The 23,404-nt window shown below is 62.9% G+C and carries 17 protein-coding genes; 11 read left to right on the forward strand and 6 right to left on the reverse strand.

The window, feature by feature from the left end; all coding sequences use genetic code 11:
- Nucleotide 1 precedes the first annotated feature (1 nt).
- The 4 genes from QMK50_RS01385 to QMK50_RS01400 all read left to right on the forward strand — a co-directional run bounded on the left by QMK50_RS01385 (nt 2) and on the right by QMK50_RS01400 (nt 4,992).
- Entirely contained in the window at nt 2-1,060 is a 1,059-nt protein-coding gene (locus QMK50_RS01385) for an alpha-ketoacid dehydrogenase subunit beta (protein ID WP_095168739.1), read from the forward strand.
- Entirely contained in the window at nt 1,061-2,344 is a 1,284-nt protein-coding gene (locus tag QMK50_RS01390) for a dihydrolipoamide acetyltransferase family protein (RefSeq protein WP_320332292.1), read from the forward strand.
- Nucleotides 2,345-2,347: 3 nt separating this feature from the next.
- Nucleotides 2,348-3,730, forward strand: a complete 1,383-nt coding sequence (gene lpdA, locus QMK50_RS01395) for a dihydrolipoyl dehydrogenase (RefSeq protein WP_159996237.1) — start codon at nt 2,348-2,350, stop codon at nt 3,728-3,730.
- Between the two features lie 242 nt (nt 3,731-3,972).
- Nucleotides 3,973-4,992 carry a branched-chain amino acid aminotransferase gene (locus QMK50_RS01400; RefSeq protein ID WP_095168736.1) on the forward strand — a complete coding sequence of 340 codons (1,020 nt, stop codon included), beginning with the start codon at nt 3,973-3,975 and terminating at the stop codon, nt 4,990-4,992.
- Nucleotides 4,993-5,117: 125 nt separating this feature from the next.
- Here the strand turns inward: QMK50_RS01400 and QMK50_RS01405 are convergent, their stop codons facing one another.
- Nucleotides 5,118-5,882: a helix-turn-helix transcriptional regulator gene (locus tag QMK50_RS01405; RefSeq protein ID WP_320332293.1), complete on the reverse strand. Its 765-nt coding sequence runs from the start codon at nt 5,880-5,882 to the stop codon at nt 5,118-5,120.
- Nucleotides 5,883-5,962: 80 nt separating this feature from the next.
- On the opposite strand from QMK50_RS01405, the gene QMK50_RS01410 reads away from it, so the two are divergent.
- Complete coding sequence (locus tag QMK50_RS01410) at nt 5,963-7,069, forward strand: cytochrome P450 (protein WP_320332294.1); 1,107 nt, start codon at nt 5,963-5,965, stop codon at nt 7,067-7,069.
- Nucleotides 7,070-7,076: 7 nt separating this feature from the next.
- On the opposite strand, the gene QMK50_RS01415 is transcribed toward QMK50_RS01410, so the two are convergent.
- On the reverse strand, nt 7,077-7,415 hold the full coding sequence (locus QMK50_RS01415) for an FKBP-type peptidyl-prolyl cis-trans isomerase (RefSeq protein WP_095168733.1): 339 nt from the start codon (nt 7,413-7,415) through the stop codon (nt 7,077-7,079).
- A gap of 231 nt (nt 7,416-7,646) precedes the next feature.
- Here QMK50_RS01415 and QMK50_RS01420 point away from each other — a divergent pair, with 231 nt between their 5' ends.
- Complete coding sequence (locus tag QMK50_RS01420) at nt 7,647-9,458, forward strand: monovalent cation:proton antiporter-2 (CPA2) family protein (protein ID WP_095168732.1); 1,812 nt, start codon at nt 7,647-7,649, stop codon at nt 9,456-9,458.
- 253 nt (nt 9,459-9,711) lie between these two features.
- Nucleotides 9,712-10,815, forward strand: coding sequence for a DNA alkylation repair protein (locus tag QMK50_RS01425; protein WP_320332295.1), 1,104 nt, complete (start codon nt 9,712-9,714; stop codon nt 10,813-10,815).
- Nucleotides 10,816-10,820: 5 nt separating this feature from the next.
- Here the strand turns inward: QMK50_RS01425 and QMK50_RS01430 are convergent, their stop codons facing one another.
- The gene (locus QMK50_RS01430; protein WP_320332296.1) at nt 10,821-11,717 is read right to left on the reverse strand and encodes a LysR family transcriptional regulator; all 897 of its coding nucleotides are present in this window, start codon (nt 11,715-11,717) and stop codon (nt 10,821-10,823) included.
- A gap of 133 nt (nt 11,718-11,850) precedes the next feature.
- Between QMK50_RS01430 and QMK50_RS01435 the strand changes: the two genes are divergently transcribed.
- Both QMK50_RS01435 and QMK50_RS01440 read left to right on the forward strand, forming a co-directional pair.
- Nucleotides 11,851-13,503, forward strand: coding sequence for a GMC family oxidoreductase (locus tag QMK50_RS01435; RefSeq protein ID WP_320332297.1), 1,653 nt, complete (start codon nt 11,851-11,853; stop codon nt 13,501-13,503).
- 108 nt (nt 13,504-13,611) lie between these two features.
- A complete protein-coding gene (locus QMK50_RS01440; protein ID WP_095168727.1) occupies nt 13,612-15,234 on the forward strand; it encodes an MFS transporter in 1,623 nt (540 codons plus the stop codon).
- Nucleotides 15,235-15,305: 71 nt separating this feature from the next.
- On the opposite strand, the gene QMK50_RS01445 is transcribed toward QMK50_RS01440, so the two are convergent.
- The 3 genes from QMK50_RS01445 to QMK50_RS01455 all read right to left on the reverse strand — a co-directional run bounded on the left by QMK50_RS01445 (nt 15,306) and on the right by QMK50_RS01455 (nt 19,379).
- Nucleotides 15,306-17,783 (reverse strand): TonB-dependent siderophore receptor, encoded by a 2,478-nt coding sequence (locus QMK50_RS01445; RefSeq protein WP_320332298.1) that lies wholly within the window; start codon nt 17,781-17,783, stop codon nt 15,306-15,308.
- 106 nt (nt 17,784-17,889) lie between these two features.
- Nucleotides 17,890-18,861 carry a FecR domain-containing protein gene (locus QMK50_RS01450; protein WP_320332299.1) on the reverse strand — a complete coding sequence of 324 codons (972 nt, stop codon included), beginning with the start codon at nt 18,859-18,861 and terminating at the stop codon, nt 17,890-17,892.
- Nucleotides 18,858-19,379, reverse strand: a complete 522-nt coding sequence (locus QMK50_RS01455; RefSeq protein ID WP_095168724.1) for a sigma-70 family RNA polymerase sigma factor — start codon at nt 19,377-19,379, stop codon at nt 18,858-18,860. The genes QMK50_RS01450 and QMK50_RS01455 overlap by 4 nt, the downstream gene beginning before the upstream one ends.
- 166 nt (nt 19,380-19,545) lie before the next feature.
- On the opposite strand from QMK50_RS01455, the gene QMK50_RS01460 reads away from it, so the two are divergent.
- Together QMK50_RS01460 and mgtA are read left to right on the forward strand one after the other, a co-directional pair.
- Complete coding sequence (locus tag QMK50_RS01460; protein ID WP_095168723.1) at nt 19,546-19,764, forward strand: DUF4287 domain-containing protein; 219 nt, start codon at nt 19,546-19,548, stop codon at nt 19,762-19,764.
- A gap of 921 nt (nt 19,765-20,685) precedes the next feature.
- Nucleotides 20,686-23,400, forward strand: coding sequence for a magnesium-translocating P-type ATPase (gene mgtA / locus QMK50_RS01465; protein WP_320332300.1), 2,715 nt, complete (start codon nt 20,686-20,688; stop codon nt 23,398-23,400).
- The last annotated feature ends 4 nt before the right edge of the window (nt 23,401-23,404 follow it).

Genomic DNA, 23,404 nt, shown 5'->3' on the forward strand with positions numbered 1-23,404 from the left:
CATGAACGATCACAACAATAAAATCGAGTTGGAAACCGCCATGACCACGACCACCATGACCATGATCCAGGCCCTGCGCTCGGCCATGGACGTGATGCTTGAGCGCGACGACAACGTAGTGGTGTTCGGCCAGGACGTCGGCTACTTCGGTGGCGTGTTCCGTTGCACCGAAGGCCTGCAGAACAAGTACGGCACCTCGCGGGTGTTCGATGCACCGATCTCGGAAAGCGGGATCGTCGGCGTCGCCGTCGGCATGGGTGCCTATGGCCTGCGCCCGGTGGCCGAGATCCAGTTTGCCGACTACGTCTACCCGGCATCCGACCAGATCATTTCCGAAGCCGCCCGCCTGCGTTATCGCTCGGCCGGCGAGTTCACCGCGCCGATGACCCTGCGCATGCCGTGCGGCGGTGGCATCTACGGTGGCCAGACCCACAGCCAGAGCATCGAAGCGATGTTCACCCAGGTCTGCGGCCTGCGCACCGTGATGCCGTCCAACCCCTACGACGCCAAGGGCCTGCTGATCGCCTCCATCGAAAACGATGACCCGGTGATCTTCCTCGAGCCGAAACGCCTGTACAACGGCCCGTTCGACGGCCACCACGACCGCCCGGTGACCCCTTGGTCGAAACACCCGGCCGCACAAGTACCGGACGGCTACTACACCGTGCCACTGGACGTCGCGGCAATCACCCGTCCGGGCAAGGACGTGACCATCCTTACCTACGGCACCACCGTCTATGTCTCCCAGGTGGCGGCTGAAGAAAGTGGGATCGATGCCGAAGTCATCGACCTGCGCAGCCTGTGGCCGCTGGACCTGGAAACCATCGTCAACTCGGTGAAGAAGACCGGCCGTTGCGTGGTCGTCCACGAAGCCACCCGCACCTGCGGTTTTGGCGCCGAGCTGGTGTCGCTGGTACAGGAACACTGCTTCCACTACCTGGAAGCGCCGATCGAACGTGTGACCGGTTGGGACACCCCCTACCCGCACGCGCAAGAGTGGGCGTATTTCCCAGGGCCGTCCCGTGTGGGCGCGGCGTTGAAACGGGTCATGGAGGTCTGAATGGGCACGCACGTTATTAAAATGCCGGACATTGGCGAAGGCATTGCAGAAGTAGAACTGTCGGTGTGGCACGTCAAGGTTGGCGACCTGGTGGTCGAAGACCAGGTACTGGCCGATGTGATGACCGACAAGGCGATGGTCGATATCCCTTCGCCGGTGCACGGCAAGGTGATTTCCCTGGGCGGTGTGCCCGGTGAAGTGATGGCCGTGGGCAGCATCCTGATCAGCATCGAAGTCGAAGGCGCGGGCAACTACAAGGAATCCGCACAGCCGGCTGCCGTGGCCGAGGTCAAGGCCGAGCCCGCCAAAATGGCGCCGGCACCCGCACCCAAGGTCGAGAGCGTGGCGCCGAGCAAACCTGCAGCAGCCTGCCGACCAGCGCCCCAGGCGCCGGTGGCTCGCACCGCCGACGAACGTCCGCTGGCCTCGCCGGCCGTGCGCAAGCATGCCCTGGACGCTGGTATCCAGTTGCGTCTGGTCCAGGGCACCGGCCCTGCCGGGCGCATTCTCCACGAAGACCTCGACGCCTACCTGGCACAGGGCCCCGGGACAACCTCCACGGCCGGCAATGCCTACCGCGAACGACATGACGAAGAGCAGATCCCGGTCATCGGCATGCGCCGCAAGATCGCCCAGCGCATGCAGGACGCTACCCAGCGTGCGGCGCACTTCAGTTATGTCGAAGAAATCGACGTCACCGCCGTCGAAGAACTGCGCGCACACCTCAACGAAAAACACGGCGCGAGCCGCGGCAAGCTGACCTTGCTGCCGTTCCTGGTGCGTGCCCTGGTGGTTGCCCTGCGCGACTTCCCGCAGATCAACGCCCGCTACGATGACGAAGCCCAGGTGATCACCCGCCTTGGCGCCGTGCACGTGGGTATCGCCACCCAGGCCGACATCGGCCTGATGGTGCCCGTAGTGCGGCACGCCGAAGCCCGCAGCCTGTGGGACAGCGCCGGGGAAATCGCCCGCCTGGCCATGGCCGCGCGCAACGGCAAGGCCAGCCGCGACGAACTGTCCGGCTCCAGCATCACCCTGACCAGCCTCGGCGCCCTGGGTGGCATTGTCAGCACCCCGGTGCTGAACCTGCCGGAAGTGGCGATCATCGGCGTCAACAAGATCGTCGAGCGGCCTATGGTGATCAAGGGCCAGATCGTGATCCGCAAAATGATGAACCTCTCCAGTTCCTTCGATCACCGAGTGGTCGATGGCATGGACGCAGCACAATTCATCCAGGCCCTGCGTGGTTTGCTCGAACAACCCGCTACGCTGTTTGTGGAGTAAGACATGCAGACTCTGAACACCACGCTGCTGATCATTGGCGGCGGCCCTGGCGGTTACGTAGCGGCTATTCGTGCCGGGCAACTGGGCATCAATACCATCCTGGTCGAAGGCCAGGCACTGGGCGGCACCTGCCTGAACATCGGCTGCATTCCGTCCAAGGCGCTGATTCATGTCGCGGAACAATTTCACCAGACCCGCCAGCACAACCAGCACTCGGCCCTGGGGATCACCGTCGCCGCGCCGAGCCTGGACATTGGCAAAAGCGTCGAGTGGAAGGATGGCATCGTCGATCGCCTGACCACCGGCGTTGCGGCCCTGTTGAAAAAGCACAAGGTCCAGGTCATCCATGGCTGGGCCAAGGTAGTCGACGGCAAGACCGTTGACGTCGGCGACACCCGCATCCAGTGCGAGCACCTGCTGCTGGCCACCGGTTCGAAAAGCGTCAACCTGCCGATGCTGCCGATTGGCGGGCCGATCATCTCCTCCACCGAAGCCCTGGCACCCCAAAGCCTGCCGAAACACCTGGTGGTGGTGGGCGGCGGTTACATCGGCCTGGAGCTGGGCATTGCCTACCGCAAGCTCGGCGCCGAAGTCAGCGTGGTCGAAGCCCAGGAGCGGATCCTGCCAGCCTACGACGCCGAGCTGACCCAGCCGGTGCACGAAGAGCTGAAAAAACTCGGGATAAAGCTTTACTTGAAACATAGCGTGCAAAGCTTTGATTCTGATGCAAATACTCTGCAAGTCACGGAGCCGGATGGCGGCACCCTGAGCCTTGCGACCGATCGGGTGCTGGTGGCCGTCGGACGTAAACCCAACACCCAGGGCTGGAACCTCGAAGCCCTGAACCTGCAGATGAACGGTGCGGCGATCAAGATCGACAACCGCTGCGCCACCAGCATGCGCAACGTCTGGGCGATCGGCGACTTGAGTGGCGAGCCGATGCTGGCTCACCGCGCCATGGCCCAGGGTGAGATGGTCGCAGAGCTGATCAGCGGCAAAACCCGCGAGTTCAACCCCACCGCCATCGCCGCCGTGTGCTTTACCGACCCGGAACTGGTGGTGGTCGGCAAGACCCCGGACGAAGCCAAGGCGGCGGGCCTGGACTGCATCGTTGCCAGCTTCCCGTTCGCCGCCAACGGCCGGGCGATGACCCTGGAATCGAAAAGCGGCTTCGTGCGGGTCGTGGCACGTCGCGATAATCACCTGATCCTGGGCTGGCAAGCCGTCGGGGTCGGGGTCTCGGAGTTGTCCGCCGCATTCGGCCAGAGCCTGGAAATGGGCGCTCGCCTGGAAGACATCGCCGGCACCATCCACGCCCACCCGACACTGGGCGAGGCGGTACAAGAGGCTGCATTGCGGGCCTTGGGGCATGCGCTGCACCTGTAATCCAGGGGCGATTGGTGGGCATAGGTGATGGCCTCTTCGCGGGCAAGCCCGCTCCCACATGGGTTAGACGTACTGTGGGAGCGGGCTTGCCCGCGATTTCTTGAGGCCAACACGATTAATCTGCCTCTCGTCCGATCGTCTGGGCTGCGAAACCGGCCCGGAATGAAGTATTGTTGTGCCCATCCAGAAAAACGTCAGAAGCCTTGAACCTTTCAGGCGATTGTTAAGTGATAGAGGGTGTCATGGGTAACGAAAGCATCAATTGGGACAAGCTGGGTTTTGACTACATCAAGACAGACAAGCGCTATCTGTCGCACTGGCGTAACGGCGAGTGGGACGCAGGCACCCTGACCGAAGATAACGTGCTGCACATCAGTGAAGGCTCCACCGCCCTGCACTACGGCCAGCAATGCTTCGAAGGCATGAAGGCCTATCGCTGCAAGGACGGCTCGATCAACCTGTTCCGCCCGGACCAGAACGCCCTGCGCATGCAGCGCAGCTGCGCACGCCTGCTGATGCCGTTCGTCGAAACCGAACAGTTCATCGAAGCCTGCAAGGCCGTGGTCCGTGCCAACGAGCGTTTCATTCCGCCATACGGCACCGGCGGCGCGTTGTACTTGCGCCCGTTCGTGATCGGCGTGGGTGACAACATCGGCGTACGCACCGCCCCTGAGTTCATCTTCTCGATCTTCGCTATCCCGGTCGGCGCCTACTTCAAGGGCGGCCTGACCCCGCACAACTTCCTGATCTCCAGCTTCGACCGTGCCGCCCCACAAGGCACCGGCGCGGCCAAGGTCGGTGGCAACTATGCCGCCAGCCTGATGCCCGGCTCCCAGGCCAAGAAGGCGCACTACGCCGACTGCATCTACCTGGACCCGATGACCCACTCGAAAATCGAAGAAGTCGGCTCGGCCAACTTCTTTGGGATCACCCACGACAACAAGTTCGTCACGCCGAAGTCGCCTTCGGTGCTGCCGGGCATCACTCGTCTGTCGTTGATCGAGCTGGCTCAGTCGCGCCTGGGCCTGGAAGTGGTGGAAGGTGACGTGTTCATCGACAAGCTGGCGGACTTCAAGGAAGCCGGCGCCTGTGGCACTGCCGCAGTTATCACGCCGATCGGTGGCATCAGCTACAACGATCACCTGCACGTGTTCCACAGCGAAACCGAAGTCGGCCCAATCACCCAGAAGCTCTACAAAGAGCTGACCGGTGTACAGACCGGCGACATCGAAGCGCCAGAAGGCTGGATCGTCAAGGTCTGATCCAGCGTTCCAGGCACTGAACAGGCCCAGCCGGCGTTAGCGCGTCGGCTGGGCCTTTTTTGTCGGCGCCGTTGCTGCGAACTGGGTGCGCAACCATGCGTCGGGCACAAGGCAACACCCTGCCCCTAGAGCCCAGGACTGACGAGTGCTCGGCGTGCAGTTTTGCGAGCCTCACGGGACGCTGGCGGCAGTTGGCTCGGCAACTCGATTGCGAACCGCCTGCCGATTTCCTTGCGCCCGGTGGCGGTCAACGCCAGCGCCCGGCTGTCCAGGTCCTGGATCAGCCATTTGCGCTGCAGCGCCGTCGCCAGCAAGGCCGCACCCAGCGCTCCGCCCAGGTGCGGTCGACGCATGCTCCAGTCCAGGCACGGGCAGGCAAATCGCCGCCGCAGTGCGCTCAAGTCACTGACCTCGATGCCCAACTGCTGGAACCCCGCCTCGCCGCTCGCGCTCAACCGGTACGCCTGTTGCTCGGTCACCAGCAGCCAACCGGTCTCGAGCATCCGGTCGTGCAGCAGCACCGCCAGAGTACCGGCCATGTGGTCGTAGCAGGTGCGGGCAAACTGCAGGCGATCCGGGGTGCGCGGGGTGAAGGTCGGCGCGGCGCTCTGGCCGATCACCATCAGTGCTTCCAGGGCCTGGGCGACCTGCTGATTGGCAAGACTGTAATAACGATGGCGGCCCTGTACGTGCAGGCGCACCAGCGCCAGCTCCTTGAGCCGGGCCAAGTGGGCACTGGCGGTCGACGTGCTGACTTCGGCAATGCTCGCCAGTTCGGTGCTGGTACGGGCATGGCCATCCATCAACGAACAGAGGATTTTGGTCCGAGCCGGCTCGGCGATCGCTGCCGCCACCTGCGAGACACCAACGTCGTGTTGTTCTGCACTCATATTTCGCTCCCGGACGAATCGTCGTCCTGCCGAACCCCGGATAGTAACAAGACTTACCACTACCCATAAGGCCGCGTCCCATGGACCCGATTATCGCCGCGACTCACGCCGATCCCTATCCCTACTACGCCAGTCTGCGCGCTGCGGGCGGGTTCGCCTTCGACCAGGATCTGGGTCTGTGGGTGGCCAGCAGCGCCCGGGCGGTGGCTGCTGTGCTGGCGCATGCCGACTGCCGGGTGCGCCCGGCACACGAACCGGTGCCCGCTGCAATTGCCCAGGGTGAAGCCGGCCAGGTGTTCGCGCGCTTGATGCGGATGAACGACGGCGAACCCCATCGCTGCCCGCGCTCGGCCATGGCGCCGGCGCTGGAGCGGGTCGACACCGAGCAGGTTGGCGAACGGCTGCGTGCCCGGCTGATCACGGCAGACGCCGCCGGCCTGCACCAGGCCATGTTCCTGGGGCCGGTGGCGGTGGTCGCCGCAATGCTGGGCTTCGCGCCCAGCGAAGGCAGGACCCTCAGCCAGTTGACCGCGGACTTCGTCGCCTGCCTTTCACCCTTGAGCACTGCCGCGCAACGGGTCGCGGCCCACCAGGCCGCCGAGCAATTGAAGGGTTATTTCATCGAGCGACTGAGCGCCGAGGACGCAAAGAGCCCGCTACTGGAAAGCCTGTGCCAGGGCCTGACTGATCGCGAAGTCCTGCTGGCCAACCTGATCGGCCTGCTCTCCCAGACGTACGAAGCCAGTGCCGGGCTGATTGGCAACGCCGTACTGGCGCTGATCCGCGAGCCAGGGCTACTGCCGGAGCCCGGGCGAGTCGATGGGTTTGTGGCAGAGGTTCAGCGCTTTGACCCGCCAGTGCAAAATACCCGGCGCTTTGTCAGCGCACCCTGCGAGATCGAGGGCGTGCGCCTGGCACCCGGCGATAGCGTGCTGCTGTTGCTGGCCTCGGCCAACCGCGACCCGCAACTCAACCCAGAGCCCGAGCGCTTTGTGCTGGAGCGCCCGGCCCGGCGCAGCTTGAGTTTCGGTGCCGGACGCCACCACTGCCCCGGCCAGGCATTGGCCATGAGCATCGCCAGTGCCACCCTGCGCGAGTTGCTGGCGCACAGGGAGCACTTCGGCCGACTGGCCTGGCGCTACCGCCCCTCGCTGAACGGGCGGATCCCCCTGTTCAGCGAAAAATGAGCATCGATCAGTCGTCCCGCGTCAGCACTTCCAGCAGTTCGATCTCGAACACCAGGTTGGAATTGGGCGGGATGCTGCCCATGCTGCGCTCACCGTAGGCCAGGTGCGCAGGCACCCGCAGCTGGCGTTTACCACCGACTTGCATGCCCAGGATGCCCTGATCCCAGCCCTTGATCACGCGTCCGGTGCCGATCACGCACTGGAACGGCTTGCCGCGGCTCCAGGAAGAGTCGAACTCGGTGCCGTCTTCCAGGCAGCCGCGGTATTGGGTGGTGATCAACGCGCCTTTTACCGCAGCTTTGCCGCTGCCCACCAGCAGGTCGAGGACCTGTAATTCGTCGTTCATTGCTGCTCTCGTCTGTTCACTGGCCCGACTGGCCAGTGGGCAATCTTAACCCAGACAGCGTGCTGGATTCGCTGCATCAGACCAGGCACTCCGCGGCGTAACACTCGCTTGTCAGACTGGCCAACGGCTGATCCAGCGATGCAGTCAACGTGCCCCACCGTTACACTGCGCGTCGAACCAGACGGAGTGTCAGCCCCGTGTTTAATCTTTTTGACTGTCCAGGAGTGACTCATGCCCCATGAAGGCAACCTGTTGCAAGCCGCTGTGGTGTTTCTGTTTGCGGCGGTGCTCACCGTGCCTTTGGCCAAACGCCTGCAACTGGGGGCCGTGTTGGGCTACCTGCTGGCCGGGGTCCTCATCGGCCCCGCCGTGCTGGGGCTGATCGGCAACCCGCAAAGCGTGATGCATATTTCCGAGCTGGGCGTGGTCCTGCTGCTGTTCATCATCGGCCTGGAACTGTCGCCGCGCCGACTGTGGGTGATGCGCAAGGCGGTGTTCGGCGTCGGCTTGGCCCAGGTGGTCTTGACGGCCTCGGTGATCGGCGTGCTGGCGTTCTATATGTTCGGCCAGAAACTCAACAGTGCCATCGTGCTCGGCCTCGGCCTGGCCCTTTCATCCACCGCCTTTGGCCTGCAAAGCCTGGCCGAACGCAAGGAGCTGACCAGCCCTCACGGGCGCCTGGCGTTTGCCATCCTGTTGTTCCAGGACATCGCCGCGATCCCGCTGATCGCCATGGTGCCGCTGTTGGCCGGGGGCAATGACACCACCACCCCTGCCGAAGACCTCAACCATGGGTTGCAGGTACTCGGCAGTATCGCCGTGGTGGTCGTGGGGGGGCGCTATCTGTTGCGCCCGGTATTTCGCATCGTCGCCAAGTCCGGCCTGCCGGAAGTAGCCACTGCCACGGCGCTGCTGGTGGTGATCGGCACCGCCTGGTTGATGGATGAAGTCGGGGTGTCGATGGCCCTCGGCGCGTTCCTCGCCGGCCTGCTCTTGGCGGACTCCGAATACCGCCACGAACTGGAAGCGCAGATCGAACCGTTCAAGGGCCTGTTGCTTGGGCTGTTTTTCATGAGCGTGGGCATGGGCGCCAACATCAGCCTGCTGTTCAGCGCCCCGGTTGCCGTGCTCGGCCTGACCGTGCTGCTGATTTCGCTGAAGCTGCCGCTGCTGTACCTGGTCGGACGCATGGCCGGGGGGCTCAACCGCGTGAGCGCGGTGCGCCTGGGCATCGTCCTGGCAGCCGGCGGCGAATTTGCCTTCGTGGTGTTCAAGATTGGCCGCGACCAAGGCTTGTTCGATGCCCGCCTGTATGACCTGCAGGTGCTGACCATTACCCTGTCCATGGCCGTCACCCCGTTGCTGTTGCTGCTGTGCGCACGCCTGGCCAAACCCAAGGTCGAGCCGGTGGCCGTGCCGCCGCACCTGCGTGAGATCGACACCGACACCCCGCGCGTAGTGATCGCCGGCATGGGCCGTATGGGGCAGATCGTGGCGCGGATCCTGCGGGCGCAAAAAATCCGCTTCGTGGCCCTCGACACCTCGGTGGAAACCATCGAACTGTCCCGCAGTTTTGGCGGTGTGCCGGTGTTCTACGGCGACCCGATGCGCCCGGAGATTCTCAGCGCGGCCAAGGTCGAGCAGGCGGAGTTCTTCGTGATTGCCACCGACGACCCGGACACCAACATCAAGACTGCGGAACTGGTGCGCCGGCTCTACCCACACATGAAAATCATCGCCCGCGCCCGTAACCGTCAACACGTCCATCGCCTGGTCGACCTGGGCGCCGAGGCGGTGCGGGAAACCTTCCATTCCAGCCTGGAAATGAGCCGCATGACTCTGATCGGCCTGGGACTAAGCAAGGCCCAGGCCGCAGCGCGCATCGAAACCTTCAAGCAGCACGACGAACAAGTGCTCGAAGCCCAGCGCGCGATCTATGACGATGCCGCCAAAGTCATGCAGACCGCCCAGGAAGCACGGGAGGAACTGGCCCGGTTGTTCGAGGCCGACCAAACGCAAGAGGACACCCCCAAGCCGGCGTAGCAACCCGCTTTGCGCCCCCTCCACCACCGTAGGAGCAAGACCTGCCCGCACCTACAGGAGCAGGTGTACAAGGGTTTCTGTGGGAGCGAGCTTGCTCGCGATGGTCGTAAGCACGACGCGTTTATTCAGGTATAACGCGTCATCGTTGACGACCATCGCGAGCAGGCTCGCTCCCACACGTATCCATAAATTGTGGCGTCCCAGGCAGGCGCCATTGCGAGCAAGCTTTGCTCCAATCTTCAAAGGACCCTCAATGAGCAACCCTGCGCAATCCTCCCCGGCCTTGAAGGAGATCTTCAACGCCGAGCGCTTTGCCCACATCGCCAGTGAACTGCGCGCGGTGTATCCAGCGTTCGATCACCAGGCGTTCCTGGCCATGGCCTACGACGGGCTCGAGCCACTGTCGGTGATGCAGCGCATGGCCCATACCGCCGAGTGCCTGCATGCAGTGCTGGGCCTGGACTACGAGCAGACGCTGGAGGTCCTGCGCCTGTTGGCGCCACGCCTCAACAGCGGCTTCGTCAGCATGTTCCTGGCCCACTACGTCTCGCGCTACGGCAGCCACGCCTTTGAATTGTCGATGGACGCGCTGCAGCACTTCACTCGCTTCGGCTCCTCGGAATTTGCGGTACGGCACTTCCTGCGCAGCGACTTCGAACGCACCCTGGCCCTGATGCACGACTGGTCGCTGGACCCCAACGAACACGTGCGCCGGCTCGCCAGCAAAGGCAGCCGCCCCCGCTTGCCCTGGTCGTTCCGCCTGGAGCAGGTCCAGGCCGACCCGACCTTGGCCGCGAGGATCATCGACAACCTCAAGGCCGACAGCAGCCTGTACGTGCGCAAGTCAGTGGCCAACCACCTCAACGACATCACCAAGGACCACCCGGACTGGGTGCTGGACACTCTCGAGGGCTGGTCGCTGGAGGATCCTCGTACCGCCTGGATCGCCCGTCATGCGCTGCGCAGCCTGATCAAGCAGGGCAATCAACGGGCGCTGACGCTGATTGGCGCAGGGGGCAAGCCTGAGGTCGAGATTCATCAGCTGAGCATTGAACCCGCCGTGATCGCCTTGGGGCAAAGTATCAGCCTGTCGTTCGACCTGCAGTCCACCGCCGATGCCGCCCAGCGCCTGGTGGTGGATTACGCCATCGAATACGTCAAGGCCTCGGGGGCGACGTCAACCAAGGTGTTCAAGCTCAAGGGCCTGACCCTGCCCGCCCGAAACCGGCAGAAAATCAGCCGAGCCCAGCGGATCCGCGACATGACCACCCGCAAGCACTACCCCGGCACCCACGCGGTGCACATCATGGTCAACGGCGAGCGACTGGCGAGCACGGCCTTCGAAATCACCCGCTGAAGCGCCTACGCCAGTTTCGGGCCCAGCAACAGGGCCTGCTCGCGCTCACACAGCTGCACCACATAATCCCACAGCACCCGCAGCCGCACAGACTTGTGCAGCTCGCGGCGGGTGCTGATCCAGTAGCTGCGCTGGATACTTTCGGCCGGTAGCAGCGGCACCAGGCCCGGGTCGCCACTGGCCATGTAGCACGGCAATACGGCGATCCCCAGGCCCGAGCGCGCCGCCTGTTGCTGGGCGATCACGCTGGTACTGTGGAACACCACCTGGGGGCTGCGGCAGAAGCTGTTGAGGAACATCAGTTCCTGGCTGAACAACAGGTCGTCGACATAGCCGATCCAGGCGTGATGGCCCAGGTCTTCGCGGCTGCGCAGGGGCGGCGCGCGGTCGAGGTAGTCCTGGCTGGCATAGAGCGCCAGGCGGTAATCGGTGAGTTTGCGGGTGACCAGCATGTCCGCCGACGGCCGCTCCAAATGAATGCTGATCTCGGCTTCGCGGTTGAGGATGCTGACGAATCGCGGCACGGCCACCAACTCCACCTCAAGCCCCGGGTAGCGGTCGAACAGGCCCTTCATGCGGCTGGCGAGAAACATGATGCCCAGCCCTTCCGTGACCCCCACGCGGATCTTGCCCAGGGGCGCCGTGGACTGGGTGATTTCCTCCTGGGCCAGCAACGCGACATTTTCCATGGCCTCGGCATGTTTAAGCAGCGCTTCGCCGGCCGGGGTCAACTGGTAGCCCTGCGCCTGCTGGACAAACAACGCGGTGCCCAGGCTCTGTTCGATGGCCTCGATATGCCGCGCCACCGTGGCATGCGTAGTTTTCAAGCGCTTGGCCGCGGTCAGCAAGCGGCCGCTGCGTTGCAGCTCGAGAAAAAACCGCAGGTCATTCCAGTCGAACATCGGTCTTCCTTGTTAAACGTGGACTTGGCGCTGTCTATAAACGCACAGCGGCTGAGCAAAAACTAACATTCTTTTGTCGAAAACTAACAACTAGGATGAAGCGCAATAAGAACAACACGCTGCGAGGTCATGGATGTCACCTGCCGTTGATGCATACGATTACATCGTGGTCGGCGCCGGGCCAGCCGGATGCCTGCTGGCCAATCGGCTGAGCGCCAACCCACAACACCGGGTGCTGCTGCTCGAAGCCGGCGGGCGCGACAACTATCCCTGGATCCACATCCCCGTCGGCTACCTGTTCTGCATCGGCAACCCACGCACCGATTGGTGCTACAAGACCCAGGCCCAAGCTGGCCTGCAGGGCCGCAGCCTGAGCTACCCACGGGGCAAAGTGCTGGGCGGCAGCTCGTCGATCAACGGCATGATCTACATGCGCGGCCAGGCCGGTGACTACGATCGCTGGGCCAGCGAAGGCAATCCCGGTTGGAGCTGGAACGAGGTACTGCCGCTGTTTCGCCAAAGCGAAAACCATTTTGCCGGCGCCGACGACTTTCACGGCGCCAGCGGCGAATGGCGGGTTGAACGCCAGCGCCTGTCATGGCCGATTCTCGACGCCTTTCGCAACGCCGCCGAACAGACCGGCATCGCCAACATCGACGACTTCAACCAGGGCGACAACGAAGGCTGCGGCTATTTCCAGGTCAACCAGAAGGCCGGCGTGCGCTGGAACGCCGCCAAGGCGTTTCTCAAGCCTGTCGCCCAGCGGCCTAACCTGACGGTACTGACGGGGGTCGATGTCGACCGCGTGCTCCTGGAAAACGGCCGGGCCTGCAAGGTCACCGCGCGCTGGCAGGGCCAGGCCAGCACCTTCACCGCACGCCGGGAAATCATCCTCAGCGCCGGCTCCGTCGGCTCGCCCAGCATCCTCCAGCGCTCCGGCATCGGCCCGGCTGGCCTGCTCAAGCGCCTGGGCATCAACCTGGTACATGAACTCAATGGCGTGGGTGGCAACCTGCAGGATCACCTGCAACTGCGCTTGATCTACAAGCTTGAGAACGCCCGCACCCTGAACCAGATTGCCGGCAGCCTGTGGGGCAAGATGGGCATGGGCCTGCGCTACCTGTACGACCGCAGCGGCCCGCTGTCGATGGCCCCCAGCCAACTCGGCGCCTTTGCCCGATCAGGGCCCGAGCAGACTTCGGCCAACCTTGAGTACCACGTCCAGCCGTTGTCGCTGGAGCGTTTCGGCGAACCGCTGCACCCATTCCCGGCATTCACCGCCTCGGTGTGCGACCTGCGTCCGCAAAGCCGTGGCCGGATCGAGATCAGTTCGGCCGACCCACAGCAGGCGCCGCTGATCCAGCCCAACTACCTGAGCCACCCCGAAGACCTGCGCGTGGCCGCCGCCGCCATTCGCCTGACCCGGCGGATTGTCAGCGCCAAAGCCCTGCAACCGTTCAAGCCGGTGGAGTATCTGCCGGGCGCCGAATTGCACACCGAGGAGCAGTTGCACGAGGCCGCCGCGCGGATCGGCACCACCATCTTCCACCCGGTGGGCACCTGCCGCATGGGCCAGGATGGCGATGCGGTCGTCGATGCCCAACTGCGGGTGCATGGCATTCCCGGCCTGCGCATCGCCGACGCCTCGATCATGCCCCACATCACCTCGGGCAATACCTGTTCACCCACGCTGATGATCGCCGAGAAAGCGGCGCAACTGATTCTCGCCTCACCGACAAGGAGCAACGCCACACCCACAGAACGGGCAACCGTACCGCACCTGTAGGAGCAAGCTTGCCCCTACAGGGCAGATGCATGACAGCAGACGCGCCAGCCCGTAAGGCAGGCGCCGACAGTGGAACAACAATAAATAATCACTGTGAGGGATACCCGTATGTCAGACCAGGCACCCGCCGTGGCAGGAACGCTGAGCACCGGCACCAGCAAGGACACCCAGAAAGTTATCTTCGCCTCGTCCCTGGGGACGGTTTTCGAATGGTATGACTTCTTTCTCTATGGCGCCCTCGCGGCGGTCATCAGTAAGCAGTTTTTCGCCGGGGTCAACGACACCACCGCGTTCATCTTCGCCTTGATGGCCTTCGCCGCCGGGTTCATCGTGCGGCCGTTCGGCGCGCTGGTGTTCGGCCGGTTGGGGGACATGATCGGGCGCAAATACACCTTCCTCGCCACCATCATCCTGATGGGTGTGGCGACCTTCTGCGTCGGCCTGCTGCCGACCTACGCCAGTATCGGCATCGCCGCGCCGATCATCCTGGTGGTGCTGCGCATGCTCCAGGGCCTGGCCCTGGGCGGGGAGTACGGCGGGGCTGCGACCTACGTCGCCGAGCACGCACCGATGGGCAAACGCGGATTCCACACCAGCTGGATTCAATCTACCGCGACCCTCGGCCTGCTCCTGTCGCTGCTGGTGGTGCTGGGGTGCCGCTACTTCACCGGCGACCAGTTCGAAGTCTGGGGCTGGCGTATTCCGTTCCTGCTGTCGATCGTGCTGCTGGGCATCTCCACCTGGATCCGCCTGAGCCTGCATGAATCGCCGGCCTTCCTGAAAATGAAAGAAGAAGGCAAGTCCTGCAAGGCGCCGATCCGCGAGTCCTTCGGCAACTGGGAAAACCTCAAGGTGGTGCTGATTGCGCTGTTCAGCATCAACGCCGGGCAAGCGGTGACGTTCTACGCCGCGCAGTTCTACGTGCTGTTCTTCCTCACCCAGTTCCTCAAGATGGACCCAGCCCTGGCCAACACCCTGCTGATTGTCAGCGTGGTGATCGGCGCGCCGTTCTTCATTTTCTTCGGCTGGCTGTCGGACCGGGTCGGGCGCAAACCGATCCTGATGCTCGGCTTGCTGCTGGCGACCGTGCTGTACTTCCCGATCTTCAAGACCCTGGCCCACTACGCCAACCCGGCCATCGACCGCGCCAGCCAACAGGCGCCGATTACCGTACTGGCCGATCCAGCCACCTGCACCTTCCAGTTCGACCCGGTCGGCAAGGCTCGTTTCGACAGCCCGTGCGACAAGGTCAAGACCTTCCTGGTCAAGCAGGGCCTGCCGTACAGCAGCGCCGCCGCACCGGCCGGCAGTGGCGTGCAAGTGAGCATTGGCGAGGTGAAAATCGACGGTTACGACGAAGCCGCCCTGCGCGGTGCCGTGACCCTGGCCGGTTATCCGCAGACCGCCGATACCCAGCAGGTCAACAAACCGATGATCGTCGCCCTGATCGTGGCGCTGATCATCATCTCGGCCATGTGCTACGGGCCGCTGGCGGCCTTGATGGTCGAACTGTTCCCGACCCGCATCCGCTACACCTCGATGTCCCTGCCCTACCACATCGGCAACGGCTGGTTCGGCGGCTTCCTGCCAACGGTGTCGTTTGCCCTGGTGGTGTACACCGGCGATATCTTCTACGGCCTGTGGTACCCGGTGCTGATCACCGGCGTGAGCCTGGTGGTGGGTATGTTGTGCCTGCGGGAAACCAAGGATGTCGACCTGGAGAAGAACTGAGCCCGAAGGGTCCAATGTAGGAGCGAGTGCCCGCTTGCGGCCTGCTCGCTCCTACAGTTCCTGCATCAACTTCAGAAGTCGGCTTTTACCGAGACCATGAAATTACGCGGCTCGCCGTAGTAGTTACCAAAGGTCTCGGTGCCGATGGTGCTGTAGTAGCGCTTGTCGAACAGGTTGTTGCCATTGAGCGCCAGCGACCAGGTGTCGTCGATGCGGTAGCCGACCCGGCCGTTCCACACGGCGTACCCGCCCTGGCTGATCTTTTCGCCACTCAAGGGTGACACGCGGAAGTTGTCGCTTTGCGCATTGACCCCGGCCCCCACGGTGAATCGCTCCAGCGCTCCCTCCAGGGCGTAGTCGCCCCACATACGCAGCACGTGGCGTGGCACATAGCTGTTGAACGCCTCACCGTTTAGGCTGGTGTCGATGTCATCGAGGGTCTTGGTCTGGGTGTAGGTGTAACCGGCGAGCAACTGCAGGCGCTCGATCAGCTCACCGCTGACCTCCGCTTCGAAACCCTGGGCGCGGACTTTGCCGGCGTTGACGTAGCAATAACCGTCCGAGGATGGGCAGGACGAGTTGTAGTCGGTCTGGGCCTGGTCTTTCTGGATGGTGCGGAACAGGTTGAACGAGCTGTTGAGGCGACCACCGTACCACTCGCCCTTGATCCCCAATTCATAGCTCTGCCCTACCAGCGGCTTGAGCGCCGCGCCGCTTTCGGAGCGCAGGTTGCCTTGCGGGGTGAATATCTCCGAATAGCTGGTATAGGCCGTAAGGTTTTCATTGAGGTCCAGCAGCAGCCCGGTAAACGGCGTGACCTGCCCGGTTTCCTTGGTCTTGGCCGTCTGTGAAATACCCGAGTTGATGAACAGCGAATCGGTTTCGGAGTCGTACCAGCTGACCCGCCCACCGAGGACAAAGGTCAAGGGGTCGGCCAGTTTCAGGCGGGCCGTGGAGTAAACCCCATACTGCTTGGTGACGCTGTCCACCGGACCACCACGGGTCGAGTTGGCGATGAAATAACTGTCATCGGGTTTCGGCAGGTGCTTGTCGGGATTGAATACGTCCTGGGTCTGCGGCAGGAATGCCACCGAGTAGAAGTCGTTCTTGTTCGAGCGACTGCCATTGAGGCCGACGATCAACTCATGCTCGCGCCCCAGCGCCTCGAATTTGCCGTCCAGGTAAGCATCCAGGCCATAGTCGACTTGATCGTAGTCGTACATGCTGCCCAGCATGCGCACGGTGCCGTTGCCTGGGGTGATCGCGCCGGACGGGAACGCGTATTTGATGTCCTGGGTGTTTTTGCTATAGACCCCGGCCACTTTCAGCGCCCAGTTGTCATTCAACTGGTGCGCCAGGTCACCGAAGGTGGTGGTGCGCTGGCTGCGCCAGGTATTCCAGGACGGGTCCAGGCAGGTCGAGCGGCTGAGCTTGAGGTCGCTGCCATCGCGGTAGCGCGGCATGCCACCCCAGCACGGGTTGGCGTCGACATCTTCGTAAGCAATGCCCAAGCCCAGGGTGGTGTCGGCGGACAAGTCGTAATCCAGTGCACCGTAATAGACCTGGTCCTTGCGACTGGCATCGTCATAGAAGTAATGCTTGCTCTGCTCGGCGATCACCGCACGGCCACGCAACGTTCCGGACTCGTTCAGCGGACCGCCGGTATCGACCTGGCCTCGGTAGTTGTCCCAGGTTCCGCCGGACAGGCTCAACTGGGTCTGCGGGGTACTTTGCCCGCGCTTGCGCACAAAGTTGACGCCACCGGCGGTGCCGCCCGAGCCCTTCATCATCCCGGCTGCCCCGCGCAGCACCTCGACCCGATCGTAGTAGGCCATGTCACTGCTGAAACTGTCGGCCTGGACATAGGAGTTGCCCATGTCCAGCGGCACACCGTCGTACTCATACTGCCCGGACATGCGAAAACCCCGGGAGTAGAAGTACTTGCCGCCCATGGTCGAGTCATAGACGGTAATGCCCGGGGTCTTTTCCATGACCTGGTCGATGGTGTTGAGATTCTGGTCGTCGAGCATCTTGCGGGTGATCACGGTCACCGATTGCGGGGTTTCCCTGAGCGAATGGGCCCCCTTGGCGATGGTCACCGCACCGGTGGTGTACGAACCGCTGCCTTCGGTCGTCGCCCCGAGTTCCTGGGCATTGACGTTGGTCGCCGCCAACTCCAGGGCCGAGCCTGCGGACGGACGGGGACGCAGCACATAACTGCCGTTGGCCTGGGGTTCGGCTTGCAAAGCGCTGTTGGCGAGAATCCGCGCAAACCCATCGCCGACGCTATAGGTACCGCGCAAACCTGCTGATTGTTGGCCCGCAGTCTGCCGTGCGTCGAACGAGATGGCCGCGCCCGCCGCACTGGCGAATCGGCTCAGCACCTCGGTCAGGCTGCCGGCCGCGATATCGTAGGATTGCACCGCCTGCTGCGACGCCGCCGCGGCCTGGGCAGTCGCCACACCAGTGCCGCTGGCTGCCAGCGCGAACAGGCCAATCCTCACCGCAGTCGCCAACCGGCCCGCACCCGGCTTGTACACAAAAGACATGCTTACCCTCCCCCAGAACCATCCAAATGAAATCACTGAGGGATGAGCCGAACGACGTCGATAAAAAGTGCACATGAGAATCAATTAATTTTCTGGCCGCCGCGCTTCAGGCCGCTGCAGGCCCGGAAACATTGACCCAATAGCGACTGTAGTGCTGGATCTTCAGACCGAAGCCGCTGTGCAACGCAGCCAGTGCCCGGTCAGTGTCATCCACCGGAAAGGCGCCGGAAATCTTCATCCGCGCAATCTGCTGGTCGCAGCGCAGTACCCCGGGACGATAGCGCGAGAGATCGGCGAGCAACTCGCCCAGCGGTCGGTCGATGGCGATGATGCTGCCCTGCTGCCAGGCGCCGACCGTGGCATCGTTCTGGCGAATCGCGCCGAGGGCCTGGGCGGTGAAATCCAGGCGTTGCCCAGCTTCGAGGCGGACCGCTGGCCCACCCTGCGCCAGGCTGACCTGCACGGCGTTTTCCAGCACCGCGACCGCCCCGCCAGCGACCTGGGAACCCACGATGAAACGAGTCCCCAGGGCCAACACCTGCCCGTGACGGGTACTGACCCGCAGCGGTCGTTTGCGCGGATCCAGGGCGCTGCTCACCAGCATTTCGCCCCACAGTAATTCCAGCACCCGTTGCGCGCCGTCAAAGCGCACGTTGACCGAGGTGTCGGTGTTGAGTAGTAACGAACTGCCATCCGCCAGACGCACCTCACGCCGCTCGCCCACGGCAGTGCGGTAGTCGGCCAACAGGTTCTGGGTGGTCTCGCTGCGCCAGCCCAACCACCCCAGGGAACCGGCCGACGCCAGCACCAGCACACTGCGCAATACCTGCCGGCGCGAGTGCTGGACACCGTGCAAGGTCGGCGCCACGAAGTTGCCCGGCACCCGGTCCATCTGCTGGCGTACTGACTCGATGCGTTGCCAGGCCTGGCGGTGCAACTCATCGGCAGCCTGCCAGGCATGCCAATCCTGTCGATCCTGGTCGCTTGCCTGACCGGACTGCAGCCGCGCATACCACTGCGCGGCCGCACTCAGCGCCTGCAGTTCAGGACCGGACAAGCTGGACTTGAGGTGACTCATGACAGCTGCAACTGCAGTTGCATCAGGCAGCAATGCTCCATGGCCTTGGCCATGTGGTTATTCACCGTGCGCGTGGAAATGCCCAGGCGCTCGGCGATGCGCGGATACGTCAGGCCTTCGAACTGCGACAGGATGAACACCTGCTTGACCTGCTTGCCCAGGCCTTCGAGCATGCGGTCGATGTCCAGCAACGCCTGCAGCATGATCGCCTGCTCTTCGAGCGACGGTTGCTGAGATTGCGGGGCGCTGGCCAGGACTTCAAGGTAGGACTGCTCCAGCGAACGCCGGCGAAACAGATCGATCAACAGGCCCTTGGCGACCTGCGACAGGTACGGCCGCGGCTCACGAATCTCTAGCGCATTACGTGCCTTGAGCACCCGCACGAAAGTGTCCTGCGTCAAGTCTGCTGCATCGCAGGCACTGCCCAGGCGCTGGCGCAGCCAGCCCTGCAACCAGCCGTGATGCTCGTGGTACAGGTCGTGGACGGCACTGCGCAGGGAAAGATCGTTGGCGGACATGACGGCGCAGGTTCGTGATTGATAATGTTTCGCATTGTCATGTGGCGCGGGTGGGCTTGGCAATAGGCAGTTGCCATTCGTCTGCCGCACCCACCCTTGGTCGCCAGGGATTAAATCTGGTCTAGGCTTGAAGCCACCTCTACGTGCATCCAGGAGCTGCCACGTCATGTCTTTCCAAGCCTATCTGGACAACATCCAGGCCAAGACCGGCCAATCACCGGCTGACCTCAAGCAATTGGCCAACGCCAAAGGGTTCGCCGAAGACGGCAAATTGAAAGCCGGAGTCAAGGCCGGCCAGATCATCGAATGGTTGAAAGCCGACTTCGACCTCGGTCATGGCCACTCCATGGCTATCTATGCATTGCTCAAAGGTAAAGAGTCATGAGGATCGACTGTCATAGTGCTGTCATCTATAAACGACCTTTAAACGGTAACTTACACCGATTACCACTGTTTCCTGTCTAATTGCTAAACAACTGTTAATTCACGGTTGACTTCAAACACTCGCCTGAGTAGATTGCCCCGGGTCGGTAAAGCCGGCCCTTTTTTCAACTCACAAAAGAATTCAATGGACACAGTATCTAGACGCTGCCCGACCGATGCGTATACGCCAGGTCGGGCCACTTACCCAGTCATCGACGGGACTCGACCTCGGTCGGGCATGCTGCGCTAGAGCCTGAGGCTCCAACGTAACCTGCCTCGCCGGCGTCAGTCCGGTTGCGAGGCATGTTATGAACTTCATCTGCACCTACATCCCAGGGGTTCGCCCCCTTGCCAAAGCGGCGCGCGCCCTGTTGCGCCGCCCGCCAGCGGCCCTCCCACGGGCGCTTTTCAACGCCCCGCCTGCACGCCTGCGATCTCACCCGCTGGGGCATTGGCATGTCTGCTCGGCGAGTGGCCAGCTCGAGCAACGCTGGAGCCTCGATGACGGCCAGGAACCTCCAAGTCGGGGCTTCGTGCACCTGATGCAACAGGCCATTTTGCTACTCGGCCGGTTGCTCGGGACGCGCACTTTCAGTTGATCTGAAAGTTCTCCAGGCACCAATGATCGACGTTTTCATTATTCAGGAATTCGGCAACTTTCTATTGCCCGTTAAACATTAAAAGAGCGAGGACACGCATGGACGACGCCAGTAGACGGTTCGCTGTATACCTGTGTTCCAGCGGTGTACGGCGAACATTAAAACAGCATAACAACAACTTCCAGAATCGATCGCTGCCGGGCGATTCGATGCACTTTCGCTCGCCTTTTATTAGTTGAGTGGTTGCTGTGTCGTGCCGCCAGCCAGCGGCAGGAGCATCCAGCATGAACACAGTAAAAACCGCAAAAAAAGTCCTCAAGGGTAGCCCACGCGACGCCGGCAAACTGTCAATGCGCGCCGCCCGTGAAGCGCAGAACGGCCTGGCCGTGACCCTAGCCAACCTCAAGACCAGCAGCGTCGGCCTGACCGAACTCGACGCCGAAGGCCGCCTGCTGCGCGACGGCAGCAACGAGGTGGCGCACGACCAGCCGCCCCACGCCCTGGTGCAAGTGCTGAAGGCCTTCAACAATCCCTTCATCTATGTGCTGCTGACCCTGACGGTCATCAGCTTCATCACCGACTTCTGGATCCCTCTGCGGGACGGCGAAGACACCGACCTGACCGGCGTCATCATCGTCCTGGTGATGGTCCTGGCCAGTGGCCTAATGCGCTTCTGGCAGGAGTACCGCTCGGGCAAATCCGCCGAAGCCCTGAAGAGCATGGTGCGTACCACCGCCAGCGTGCTGCGCCGCGACCAGCCGGGCAGCACGCCGACCCTGCGCGAAGTACCCATGCGCGAACTGGTGGCAGGCGACATCGTGCAGCTGTCGGCCGGCGACATGATCCCCGCAGACATCCGCCTGCTCGAATCCCGGGACCTGTTCATCAGCCAGGCGGTGCTGACCGGTGAAGCCTTGCCGGTGGAGAAATACGACACCCTGGGGGATGTCGCGCAGAAATCCGCGGCGAGCGTGACCAGCGAGCAGAACAACCTGCTGGACCTGTCCAACATCTGCTTCATGGGCACCAACGTGGTCAGCGGCACCGCGCGCGCCGTGGTGGTCGCCACCGGCCCACGCACCTACTTTGGCTCGCTGGCCAAGGCCATCGTCGGCTCGCGCACGCAAACCGCCTTCGACCGGGGCGTCAACAGCGTCAGCTGGCTGCTGATCCGCTTCATGCTGGTGATGGTGCCGGTGGTGTTGCTGATCAACGGCTTCACCAAGGGCGACTGGAGCGAAGCCTTCATGTTTGCCCTGGCCGTGGCGGTCGGCCTGACCCCGGAAATGCTGCCGATGATCGTCAGTGCCAACCTGGCCAAGGGTGCGGTGGCGATGGCCAAGCGCAAAGTGGTGGTCAAGCGCCTCAATGCGATCCAGAACTTCGGCTCGATGGACGTGCTGTGCACCGACAAGACCGGGACCCTGACCCAGGACAAAATTATCCTGGAGCATCACCTCGACAGCGCCGGCCAGCGTGACGACGCGGTGCTGGAACTGGCCTGGCTCAACAGCCACCACCAAAGCGGCATGAAAAACCTGATGGACCAGGCGGTGGTGCAGTTCGCCCGCCAGCATCCACATTTCAAGGAACCCCTGGCCTACCGCAAGATCGATGAATTGCCGTTCGACTTCATTCGCCGGCGCCTGTCGATCATCGTCCAGGACAACCGCGCAGATCACCTGCTGGTGTGCAAGGGAGCGGTCGAGGAAATGCTCGGCATTAGCAGCCACCTGCACGAGAACGGCGTCGTCGTGCCCCTCGATGAGCAGCGTCGCGAAGCCTTGCTGCGCCTGGCCAATCAATACAACGAAGACGGCTTCCGGGTGCTGGTGCTGGCGACCCGGCACATCCCCAAGGCCCAGAGCAAAGCCCAGTACGCCACGGGTGACGAGCACGACCTGGTGATTCGCGGCTTCCTGACCTTCCTCGATCCGCCCAAGGAAACGGCCGGCCCGGCGATTGCTGCGCTGCGGGACATGGGCGTGACCATCAAGGTGCTGACCGGCGACAACCCCGTGGTGACCTGCAAGATCTGCCGTGAAGTCGGCCTGGAGCCCGGCAAGCCGCTGCTCGGCCAGGACATCGAGCCGATGGACGACGCGACCCTGCAACAACAGGTCGAAACACGCACGGTGTTTGCCAAGCTGACACCGCTGCAGAAATCCCGGGTGCTCAAGGCACTACAAGCCAACGGCCACACTGTCGGTTTCCTCGGCGACGGGATCAACGACGCCCCCGCCCTGCGCGATGCCGACGTCGGCATCTCGGTGGACAGCGGCACCGACATTGCCAAGGAATCAGCCGACATCATCCTCCTGGAAAAAAGCCTGATGGTGCTCGAGGAAGGTGTGCTCAAGGGCCGCGAGACCTTCGGCAATATAATGAAGTACCTGAACATGACCGCCAGCTCCAACTTCGGCAACGTGTTCTCGGTGCTGGTGGCCAGCGCGTTCATTCCCTTCCTGCCGATGCTGGCGATCCACCTGTTGCTGCAGAACCTGATGTACGACATCTCCCAACTGGCCCTGCCGTGGGACAAGATGGACAAGGAATACCTGAGCAAACCGCGCAAATGGGATGCGCAGAACATCGGGCGGTTCATGCTGTGGATCGGGCCGACCTCGTCGATCTTCGACATCACCACCTTCGCCCTGATGTGGTACGTGTTCGCGGCCAACAGCGTGGAAATGCAGAGCCTGTTCCAGTCCGGCTGGTTCATCGAAGGGCTGCTGTCCCAGACCCTGGTGGTGCACATGCTGCGCACCCGCAAGATCCCGTTCTTCCAGAGCACCGCGGCGCTGCCGGTAATCCTGATGACCGGCCTGGTCATGGTGCTGGGCATCTACATTCCGTTCTCGCCACTGGGCAACCTGGTCGGCCTGACGCCGCTGCCGTGGTCCTACTTCCCGTGGCTGGTGGGCACCCTGCTCAGCTACTGCGTGGTCGCCCAGGTGATGAAGACGCTCTACATCCGCCGTTTCAAGCAGTGGTTTTGAGGGG

This window comes from Pseudomonas sp. P5_152, assembly GCF_033989915.1.
Lineage (GTDB): Bacteria > Pseudomonadota > Gammaproteobacteria > Pseudomonadales > Pseudomonadaceae > Aquipseudomonas.